The organism is Kocuria sp. NPDC057446, assembly GCF_042802875.1.
Lineage (GTDB): Bacteria > Actinomycetota > Actinomycetes > Actinomycetales > Micrococcaceae > Kocuria.
In genome coordinates, this window is sequence record NZ_JBHVDI010000034.1 from 18297 (window position 1) to 27697 (window position 9401).

The following is a 9401-nucleotide window of genomic DNA, read 5'->3' on the forward strand; positions in this document are numbered from 1 at the left end:
GGCCGGTCAGGAGCGGCTCACCAGGCCAGGGCCTGCGCCCGGCGTCGGATCTCCGTCTTGCGCCCGTCCCGGAGCGCGTCCACGGGACGGCCCGGCAGGGACTCGTCCTCGGTGAACAGCCACGTGATCGCCTCGACGTCGGTGAAGCCGGAGTCCCGCAGGACCGCCACCGTGCCCTTCAGGGAGTCGACCACGGCGCCCTCCAGCACGAAGGCGGCGGGCACCCGGCGGATGCTGTCGTGCGGGTTGCGGACGGCGAGGAGTGTCCCGTCGTCGACGAGGCCGTGGACGCGGGTGACGACGAGGCCGAGCTGCTCGGCGACGTCGGGCAGGGGCAACCACTCCTGGACGAGACCGTCCAGCCGGTCGAACTCCTCGGTGCTGATTCCGGATGTGTTCTTCACGCCCCCAGAGTGCCACGTCCGCCGGTGCCCGTGCCACGCGGGCCCGCCACGGTATGCTCGACCCGCGGAGCCGGCTGAGACCTCCGCACCTTCCCCGATCAGCGTCAGAGAGTTACTTCATGCCGTATCCCCCCGACAGCGACACGACCGACCCGAACGACGCACCGCACCGAACCGCCGCCGACTCCGCCGGGCAGCCGGACGACCGCTCCCCCGGCTGGGCCCGCCGCGCCCGCACGGGCTCGGCGGTCACGGCCGTCGCCGCCCTGGCGGCCCTGGGCGGGGGCACCGTGGCCCACGCCGCCCCCGCGCAGCCGGCCCAGGTGGCCTCGGCCCCCCAGCTCGCCGGCCAGAAGACGACGAGGACCCCCGTGCACACGGTGTCCCCCGGGGACTCCCTGTGGGCGGTCGCCCAGCGCCACGGCGTGGCCGTGGACGAGCTCATGCGGTGGAACGACCTCTCCGGCGCGGCGCTGCTGTTCCCCGGTCAGGAGCTGCGGCTCGCCGCCGGCCCGGCCCCCGCCGCAGAGACCCCGCGGCGGACGGCCCCGCCCGCCGCGGAACCGCCCCGCGACGAGCACGTCGTGCGCTCGGGCGACTCGCTGTGGGGCATCGCGCAGGCCCGCGGGGTGTCGGTGCAGTCGCTGCTCGACGGCAACGACCTGACGGTGAACTCGCTCCTGCGCCCCGGGCAGCGGCTGTCGGTCGCCGCGCCCGCGCGCGAGACGGTGCGCACGGCGGAGGCCCCCGCCCCGGAGCGGTCCGAGGAGCCGCGGCCGGCGGAGCGCGCCGTCGGCGACACGTTCCTGGGGCGCACGTACGAGGACGGCGTGGTGGACTCCGCCAACCGCCACCACGAGCAGCTGGCGGCCCGCCCGGTCCCCTCCCGGGAGGAGATGCGCCGGCTCGTCCACGACACCGCCGTGCGGATGGGAGTCGACCCGGCCCTCGCCCTGGCGCACGCCCACCAGGAGTCGGGCTTCGACCACCGGGCCGTCTCCCCCGCGGACGCCGTGGGCACCATGCAGGTCATCCCCGACGCCGGGGACTGGGCCTCGGGCCTGGTGGGCCGGGAGCTGGACCTGCTCGACCCGCAGGACAACGTCACCGCGGGCGTGGCCATCATCCGGCAGCTGGGCCGTGCCGCGCCCAGCACGGACGTGGCCATCGCCGCGTACTACCAGGGCCTGCACGGCGTGAAGAAGTACGGGATGTACGACGACACCAAGCAGTACGTCAAGAACGTCAAGTCCCACCGCCAGCGGTTCGGATCGTGATCTCCGGCCCAGCGGGCGCACAGCGCCCGCCCCTAGGCTGACCCCGTGCAGCACGCGCTCCCCGACCACCTGACCGGCACCCTCCTCGAGGGACGCTACGAGCTGGGCCCGCGCATCGCCCGCGGCGGCACGGCCACCGTGTACCGGGCGGTGGACACCCGCCTGCAGCGCGTCGTGGCGGTGAAGCTCATGCACCCGCACCTCGCCGAGGATCCCGCCGCGGCGGACCGGTTCGTGCGGGAGGCCCGGGCGGCGGCGCGGCTGTCCCACCCCCACGTCGTCTCGGTGCTCGACCAGGGCCACGCCCCGGACGGGGTGCCGTACCTGGTCATGGAGCACGTGGCGGGCTCCACGCTGCGCGACGTGCTGCGCCGCCGCGGCGCCCTGCCCCCGGGCGAGGCGCTGGCACTGCTGGACCCGGTCCTCGACGGGCTCGCCGCCGCCCACCGGGAGGGGCTCGTGCACCGTGACGTGAAGCCGGAGAACGTGCTGATCTCCGGCACCGGGCGGGTGACGGTCGCGGACTTCGGGCTCACGCGCGCCGTCGACCAGCACACGTCGACCGGGACGGTCCTGGGCACCGTGGGCTACGCCTCGCCGGAGCTCGTGACCGGGCACCGGGTGGACACTCGGGCGGACGTCTACTCGGCGGGGATCGTGCTGTTCGAGCTCCTGGCCGGCCGCCGTCCTTTCGAGGGCGCCCCGCTGGCAGTGGCCCGGGCCCACGCGGAGGGCGCCGTCCCGGACCTGCGCACCCTCGACCCCGGTCTCCCCGCCGGCGCGGCTCGGCTCGTCGCCCGCGCCACCGCACGGGACCCGCAGCGGCGTCCGCCCGACGCCGGCCGGTTCCGCGAGGAGCTCCGGGCGCTCCGGGCGCAGCTGCGCCCGGCGGAGCTCGACCGGCCGCCCGCGGCGGGCGCCGGCCGCCGCACCCCGGCCCGCGTCGCCGCGACGGACACGCGCCCGTCGGCCGCGTCCGCCGCCCCGGGCCCGGTGTCCGCCCCCACGGAGACGCTCGGCGCCACCGCGCGCGACGCCGGCCCGGGCACCCCCACCGAGACCCTGGGCACCGGCGCCACGCAGACCTTGGGCACCGGCGACACCACCACACGGGTCGTCGGTCCCGGCGCCCCCACGGAAGCCCTCGGCACCGGTGCCACGCGCGTCCTGGGACCGGCGGGGAGTCCGGCCGGCCGGCCGCTGCCCGGGCGGCCCCCGGGCGGCTCCTCCGATCCGTGGCGCCCCGAGGTCGAGCTGCGCCCCACCCGCCCCCTGCACGCGGCCGGGGCCCTGGCCCTGGCGGCGCTCGCGGTGGCCGGGGCGGCCTTCCTGGGCTGGCTCCTGGGCTCCGGCCCGGGCGGGACCGCGAGCGTGCCGGACGTGCGGGGCACGGGCCCCGAGCTCGCCGAGCAGTACCTGTCCGGGGCCGGTCTGGACAACGTGGCCGTGCACCGGACCGCGGATTCGATGGCCGCCGCCGGCATCGTGCTCGGGACCGACCCGCAGGCCGGTGCCACCGTGCGCGCCGCCGAGCAGGTCGTCCTGCTGGTCTCGACCGGCCCCGAGCGGACGACCGCGCCCGACGTCGGCGGGATGACCGAGCAGGACGCGCTGGCCCGCCTCGAGGACGCGGGGCTGGCGACCGGAGCCCGGAGCGAGGTCTCCGACGACGCCGCGTCCGGCACGGTCGTGGGCCAGCACCCCGAGGCGGGCGCTGCGGTGGCCGAGGGGTCGGCGGTGGATCTCGCCGTCTCCCGCGGGGCGCGCGCCGACACCGCCCCCGGAGTGCTGGGGCGGCCCGTGGACGAGGCCGTCCGGATGCTCGAGGAGGCGGGATACCCCGTCCGGGTCGAGGAGCGCCTCGGCGCCCCCTTCGGCTACGTGGTGGCCCGCACGGCCGCCGGGGACGGGGTCGTCCTCACCGTCGTGTAGCGGACGGCGGGTCCGACCCCGGCCCCGGCGGCCGGTGCTGCCGCGCTCAGCGGCGGGAGAGGTAGCCCGCCACGAGGAAGGCGATCTCCAGGGACTGCATGTGGTTCAGGCGCGGGTCGCACAGGGACTCGTAGCGGTCCTGGAAGGACGACTCGTCGACGGGATCGGCGCCGCCGAGGCACTCCGCGACGTCGTCGCCCGTCATCTCCACGTGGATGCCGCCGGGGAAGGAGCCGATCGCCTCGTGCACCTCGAAGAAGCCCCGGACCTCGTCCACGACGTCGTCGAAGTTGCGGGTCTTGTAGCCGGACGGCAGCGACACGGTGTTGCCGTGCATGGGGTCGGTGACCCACACGACCTTGGCCCCGGATCGCTCCACGGCCTCGACGAGCGGCGGCAGCTTCTCCCGGATGTTGCCCGCGCCCATCCGGGTGATGAACGTGAGCCGCCCGGGCTCGCGCTGCGGGTCGAGCTTGTCGATCAGCGCCAGCGCGTCGTCCCCCGTGGTCTTGGGGCCCAGCTTGACGCCGATCGGGTTGCGCAGCCGGGAGAGCAGGTCCACGTGGGCGCCGTCGAGCTCCCGGGTGCGCTCCCCGATCCACAGGAAGTGCCCGGAGGTCCCGTAGGGCAGGTGGGTGCGGGAGTCGATGCGGCTCAGCGCCCGCTCGTAGTCCAGCAGCAGGGCCTCGTGGCCGGCGTAGAACTCCGTGGTGCGCAGGGCGTCGAAGTCGGCGCCGCACGCGTCCATGAACTTCACGGCCCGGTCGATCTCACGGGCCAGCGACTCGTACCGGGCGTGGGCCGGGTTCGTGGTGAAGCCCATGTTCCAGGCGTGCACGAGGCGCAGGTCCGCGAACCCGCCGGTGGTGAACGCCCGGATGAGGTTCAGGGTGGAGGCGGAGGTGTGGTACCCGCGGACCATCCGGCGCGGGTCGTGGACCCGGGACTCCTCCGTGAAGTCGAAGCCGTTGACCATCTCGCCGCGGAACGTCGGCAGCGTCGTGCCGTCGCGCGTCTCGTCGTTGGACGAGCGGGGCTTGGAGAACTGCCCGGCCATCCGGCCCATCTTCACGACGGGCATGGACGCCCCGTAGGTGAGCACCACGGCCATCTGCAGGAGGGTCTTGACCCGGGCGCTGATCCGGTCGGCGGTGGCGCCCTCGAAGGTCTCGGCGCAGTCCCCGCCCTGCAGGAAGAACGCCCGGCCGTTGGCGACCTCGGCCAGACGGTCGCGCAGCTTGTCCACCTCCCCCGCGAAGACGAGGGGCGGGACCGCGTTGAGCTCGGTGATCGAGGCGGCGAAGTCGGGGTGGTCGCGCCAGGTCGGCTGCTGGTCGGCGGCCAGCTCACGCCAGTCGTCCAGCCCCGGGTAGTCGGCCGCGGAGGGCACCGGGGAGGCGAGGTTGCGGAGGCTGTCGGGAACGGTGAAGTCGAGCATCATGTCTTCCTATGTCTCGTCCGGGGCGGGGCCGGGCGCGGGATCAGGGTGCGGTGGGCCGCGGGGTGTCGTCCTCCGCGGCCCCGGGACGGTCGCGGTGGGCGATGGAGTCCGCGGTCCGGCGGGCGGTGTGGGCGGCGCTGCGCGCCTTGTCCTTGGCGTTGCCCACGAGCTCCGCCGCGGCCTGCCTGGTCTCCTGGCGCTTCTGCTCGGCGAGCCGCTTCTTGTGCTCCGAGGCGTAGACGTCCACGGAGACCTGGCCGGAGAGGGCCTGGATCGCGTGCATGATCTCGTCGGTGACCTCGCGGAGCAGGGCGTGCTCGCCCTGCCGGCCCCGGTAGCGGGAGAAGTCGAGGGGCTCGCCGAAGATCGTGGTGACCCGGGCGCTGCGGCGGGGCAGCGGGAGCCTGGTCCCGATCGGCTGGACCTTGTCGGTGCCGACCATGGCGATGGGGACGACCGGGGCCCCCGTCTCGAGCGCGAGCCTGGCCACGCCGATCTTGCCCTTGTACATGCGGCCGTCCGGGGAGCGGGTGCCCTCCGGATAGATCCCGAGCAGCTCGCCCTCCAGCAGCTTCCGCCCGCCGTTGCTCAGGGACTTCGCGCTGGCCCGGCCCCCGGAGCGGTCCATGGGGATCTGGTTGATGGCGCGGAAGAACGCGGCCATCACCCGCCCCTTGACCCCGGGGCTGTTGAAGTAGTCGGACTTCGCCAGGAAGTACACCTGCCGGGGCACGGCCACGGGCATGAACACCGAGTCGGAGACGGAGAGGTGGTTGCTCGCGAGGATGGCCGGGCCCTCCTCGGGCACGTGCTCCAGGCCTCGGACCTCGGGACGGAAGGCGACGTTGATCAGGGGGCCGACGACGTAGCGCTTCAGAAACATGTAGACCATGTGGGAGAGGACTCCTTCGTGCTGATCGGGATGTCGCGAGGGTCCGTGCCGCTCGGACCGGGTCCGGCCTCCGGTATTCTCTCACGTCCGCGCGGGCACCGGCGCCGGTCCGCCCGCCGGCGGCGCGCGACCCTGACATCATGGACGCATGACGCCACCCGTCGAGGACCAGCACCTCCCCTCCCCCGCCGGGACCCCGAGGCCCCCCGCCGAGGACGACCCCCGCACCCCCTTCCACTTCCCGGCCGACGGGCCCGCGGGCGCGCTCGTGCTGCACGGCTTCACCGGGGTCCCGTTCAGCGTCCGCCCGTGGGGCCTGGCCCTGCACGAGGCGGGCGCCGACGTCGTCGGTCCCGCGCTGCCCGGCCACGGCACCCGTTGGGAGGACCTCGCCGACGTCCGCTGGGAGCAGTGGCGCGACCACGCGGCCGAGCACGTGCAGCGGCTGCGCTCCCGGCACGACGTGGTGGTGGTCTGCGGACTCTCCATGGGCGGGGCGCTCGCACTGCACCTCGCCGCGACCCTGCCCGTGGACGGGGTCGTGGCCCTGAACCCGGCGCTGTCCCTCGTCAGCCGCACCGCCCGGTTCGCCCCGGCCCTGCACCGGGCGGTGCCCTCGGTGCCGGGGGTGGGGGACGACATCAGCCTCCCGGGGGTGACCGAGCACGCCTACCCGCGCACGCCGGTGGCGGGCGTCGCCGAGCTGGGCCGGTTCATGACCCGCACCCGCCGGATGCTGCCCGCGGTCACCGCCCCCGTCCTGCTCCTGCGCTCGCGGCACGACCACGTGGTCTCCGACGCCTCGCACCACCACGTGCTGCGCCGCGCGGGCGGTGACGTGGAGCTGGTGCGGCTGGCCGAGAGCTTCCACGTGGCCACCCTGGACCGGGAGGCGGACGTGGTCGCGGCACGGTCCGTGCGCTTCCTGGAGGCGCTGACGGCGGGCCACAGCCCGATCACGGGGAGACCGCTGCGCCCGGCCTCCCCGGAGGTCCGGCGATGAGCGCGGGCCCGGGGACGCCGGGCGGCGGGCACGGCCCCGAGGACGAGTGGAGCCGGATCGTCTCGGACCTCGAGGACGTGCGCCGGGCCGGCGACCGGCACCTCGCCGGCCCGCGGGACTGGTCCCCCGGGGAGCCGGTCCCCGGTGCGTCCGCCGCCGGCCCGGAGGACGCCCGGGACCCGCAGGACGACGAGGACGACGAGGACGACGACGCGCCCTACTCCCCCGATCCCGGGCCGGTCACGCAGGGGCTCAGCGGCGGCGCCCTGCTGGCCTGGACCGTGCTGGTCGGCGTGCCCGTGCTGCTGGTGCTCGTCGCCCTGCTGCCGGGGTCCCTGCCGTGGTGGGCCATCGTGGCGGGGCTGGTGGCCGTGGTGGCGGCGATCGGCCACCTGCTCCGGTCCCTGCCGGACGACCGTGACGACCGGGACGACGGCGCCCGCGTCTGATGGGGTTTGCGTGAGCCAATTCACTAGACTGGGACGGACGGCACACCGACCCCGATCCGAGGAGAACCTCATGCGCCACGTCGCGACCGACCCCCTCGTGGACCCGCCGGCCCACAGCCGCATCACCGACTTCCTGCTGATGCAGGCGGGCCAGGACGGGGATCCGCACCTGTACACCGTGCTGGCCGCCGACGGGGCCGCCCGCGAGGTGCACGCCCGGGAGTTCCTCGCCACCGTGCAGGGAGTCGCCAAGGGACTCGTGGCGGCGGGGATCGAGCCCGGGGACCGGGTGGGCATCCTCAGCCGCACCCGCTACGAGTGGACCCTCGTGGACCTCGCGATCTGGTACGCCGGCGGCGTCCCCGTCCCCGTCTACGACTCCTCCTCGACCGGGCAGATCGCCTGGATCATGGGCGACTCGGACGCCAAGGCCGTGTTCGTGGAGACCGAGGCCCTCGAGGAGTCCGTGCTCGCGGCCTCCCGCGAGACGCCGTTCCGCGCTGCGGAGAACGTGTGGCGCCTCGACGGCACGGGCACCGGCCTGGACGAGCTCGCCCGCGCCGGCGCGGACGTTCCCGACGCGGAGCTGGAGGCCCGACGCACGGCGTGCGGGCTCGAGGACGTCGCCACGATCATCTACACCTCCGGGACCACCGGGCCGCCCAAGGGGTGCGAGCTCACGCACGGGAACTTCGTGCGGCTGTGCGAGAACACCTCCCTGGTCGTGGCCGACATCATCCACCCGGGCGCCCGGACGCTGCTGTTCCTGCCGCTGGCCCACGTCTTCGCCCGCTTCGTGGAGGTGATCGCGCTCTACTCCGGGACCGTGCTGGCGCACACCCCGGACGTGAAGAACCTCATGGCGGACCTCGGCGCCTTCCGGCCCACGTTCATCCTGGCCGTCCCGCGCGTGTTCGAGAAGATCTACCAGAGCGCCCGCCTCAAGGCCGAGAAGAGCGGGAAGGCCAAGTCCCTGATCTTCGAGCGCGCCGTGGCCACGGCCGTCGCGTACTCGAGGGCCGGTCAGGACGGGAAGGTGTCGCCGGTCCTGCGGGCGCGCCACGCCCTCTACGACCGGCTCGTCTACTCGAAGCTGCGGGAGGCGATGGGCGGGGAGGTCACGCACGCGGTCTCGGGCGGCGCGGCCCTCGGCACCCGGCTGGGCCACTTCTTCAACGGGATCGGCGTGTACGTCGTCGAGGGCTACGGGCTCACGGAGACCACCGCCCCGATCGCCGTCAACACCCCGGAGATCGGCAAGATCGGCACCGTGGGCCTGCCGCTGCCGGGCAACGAGGTGCGGATCGGCGAGGACGGGGAGGTCCTGGTCCGGGGCACGCACGTCATGCGCGGCTACCACGGGCGGGAGGACCTCACCGCCGAGGCGTTCGAGGACGACTGGTTCCGCACCGGCGACCTCGGCTCGCTCGACGAGGACGGTGCCCTCACCCTCACCGGGCGCAAGAAGGAGATCATCGTCACCGCGGGCGGCAAGAACGTGGTGCCCAACGTCCTGGAGGATCCGATCCGCGCCTCGGCCCTGGTCTCCCAGGTCATGGTGGTCGGGGACGACCGGCCGTTCGTGGCGGCCCTCGTCACGCTCGACCAGGACGTCCTCCCCGCCCGCCTGGAGCTCATGGGCCTGGACGCGGCGATGCCCGTGGCGGAGGCAGCGCGCCACCCGAAGGTCGTCGAGCACGTCCAGGAGATCGTCGACCACGCGAACCGCGCGGTCTCCCGGGCGGAGAGCATCCGCGCCTTCGAGATCCTCGACGTCGACTGGACGGAGGCCTCCGGGCACCTGACCCCGTCCATGAAGATCAAGCGGGCCCGGATCGCCCAGGACTTCGGGGACCGGATCGAGGAGATCTACTCGCGTCCCGCCCCCGAGCCGGCGCCGGCCCCCGCCACCCCGGCCGAGCGGCTCAAGGAGAAGCTCTCCCACGCGCACCTGCCGGGCCGCGGGTAGCGCGGGTCCGGTCGGCGGCCGGTGGGATCTCCGG

General features: G+C 74.8%; 8 protein-coding genes. 5 read left to right on the plus strand and 3 right to left on the minus strand.

Going from position 1 to position 9401, the window contains the following annotated elements; translation table 11 throughout:
- Positions 1-17: 17 nt before the first annotated feature.
- Positions 18-404 (minus strand): Rv2175c family DNA-binding protein, encoded by a 387-nt coding sequence (locus ACFU0Y_RS06455; RefSeq protein WP_380213632.1) that lies wholly within the window; start codon positions 402-404, stop codon positions 18-20.
- Between the two features lie 119 nt (positions 405-523).
- Here ACFU0Y_RS06455 and ACFU0Y_RS06460 point away from each other — a divergent pair, with 119 nt between their 5' ends.
- Both ACFU0Y_RS06460 and ACFU0Y_RS06465 read left to right on the plus strand, forming a co-directional pair.
- Positions 524-1681 carry a LysM peptidoglycan-binding domain-containing protein gene (locus ACFU0Y_RS06460; RefSeq protein WP_380213633.1) on the plus strand — a complete coding sequence of 386 codons (1158 nt, stop codon included), beginning with the start codon at positions 524-526 and terminating at the stop codon, positions 1679-1681.
- A 45-nt stretch (positions 1682-1726) separates the two neighbouring features.
- The gene (locus ACFU0Y_RS06465) at positions 1727-3613 is read left to right on the plus strand and encodes a PASTA domain-containing protein (protein ID WP_380213634.1); all 1887 of its coding nucleotides are present in this window, start codon (positions 1727-1729) and stop codon (positions 3611-3613) included.
- A 46-nt stretch (positions 3614-3659) separates the two neighbouring features.
- Here the strand turns inward: ACFU0Y_RS06465 and ACFU0Y_RS06470 are convergent, their stop codons facing one another.
- Together ACFU0Y_RS06470 and ACFU0Y_RS06475 are read right to left on the minus strand one after the other, a co-directional pair.
- Positions 3660-5054 (minus strand): class II 3-deoxy-7-phosphoheptulonate synthase, encoded by a 1395-nt coding sequence (locus tag ACFU0Y_RS06470; RefSeq protein WP_380213635.1) that lies wholly within the window; start codon positions 5052-5054, stop codon positions 3660-3662.
- A gap of 40 nt (positions 5055-5094) precedes the next feature.
- Positions 5095-5946 (minus strand): lysophospholipid acyltransferase family protein, encoded by an 852-nt coding sequence (locus tag ACFU0Y_RS06475; protein WP_380213636.1) that lies wholly within the window; start codon positions 5944-5946, stop codon positions 5095-5097.
- Between the two features lie 148 nt (positions 5947-6094).
- Here ACFU0Y_RS06475 and ACFU0Y_RS06480 point away from each other — a divergent pair, with 148 nt between their 5' ends.
- The 3 genes from ACFU0Y_RS06480 (at position 6095) to ACFU0Y_RS06490 (ending at position 9367) form a co-directional block, all read left to right on the plus strand.
- Positions 6095-6949 carry an alpha/beta hydrolase gene (locus ACFU0Y_RS06480; RefSeq protein ID WP_380213637.1) on the plus strand — a complete coding sequence of 285 codons (855 nt, stop codon included), beginning with the start codon at positions 6095-6097 and terminating at the stop codon, positions 6947-6949.
- Positions 6946-7398 (plus strand): hypothetical protein, encoded by a 453-nt coding sequence (locus ACFU0Y_RS06485; protein ID WP_380213638.1) that lies wholly within the window; start codon positions 6946-6948, stop codon positions 7396-7398. The genes ACFU0Y_RS06480 and ACFU0Y_RS06485 overlap by 4 nt, the downstream gene beginning before the upstream one ends.
- Positions 7399-7468: 70 nt before the next feature.
- Positions 7469-9367 (plus strand): AMP-dependent synthetase/ligase, encoded by a 1899-nt coding sequence (locus ACFU0Y_RS06490; RefSeq protein ID WP_380213639.1) that lies wholly within the window; start codon positions 7469-7471, stop codon positions 9365-9367.
- Positions 9368-9401 lie beyond the last annotated feature (34 nt).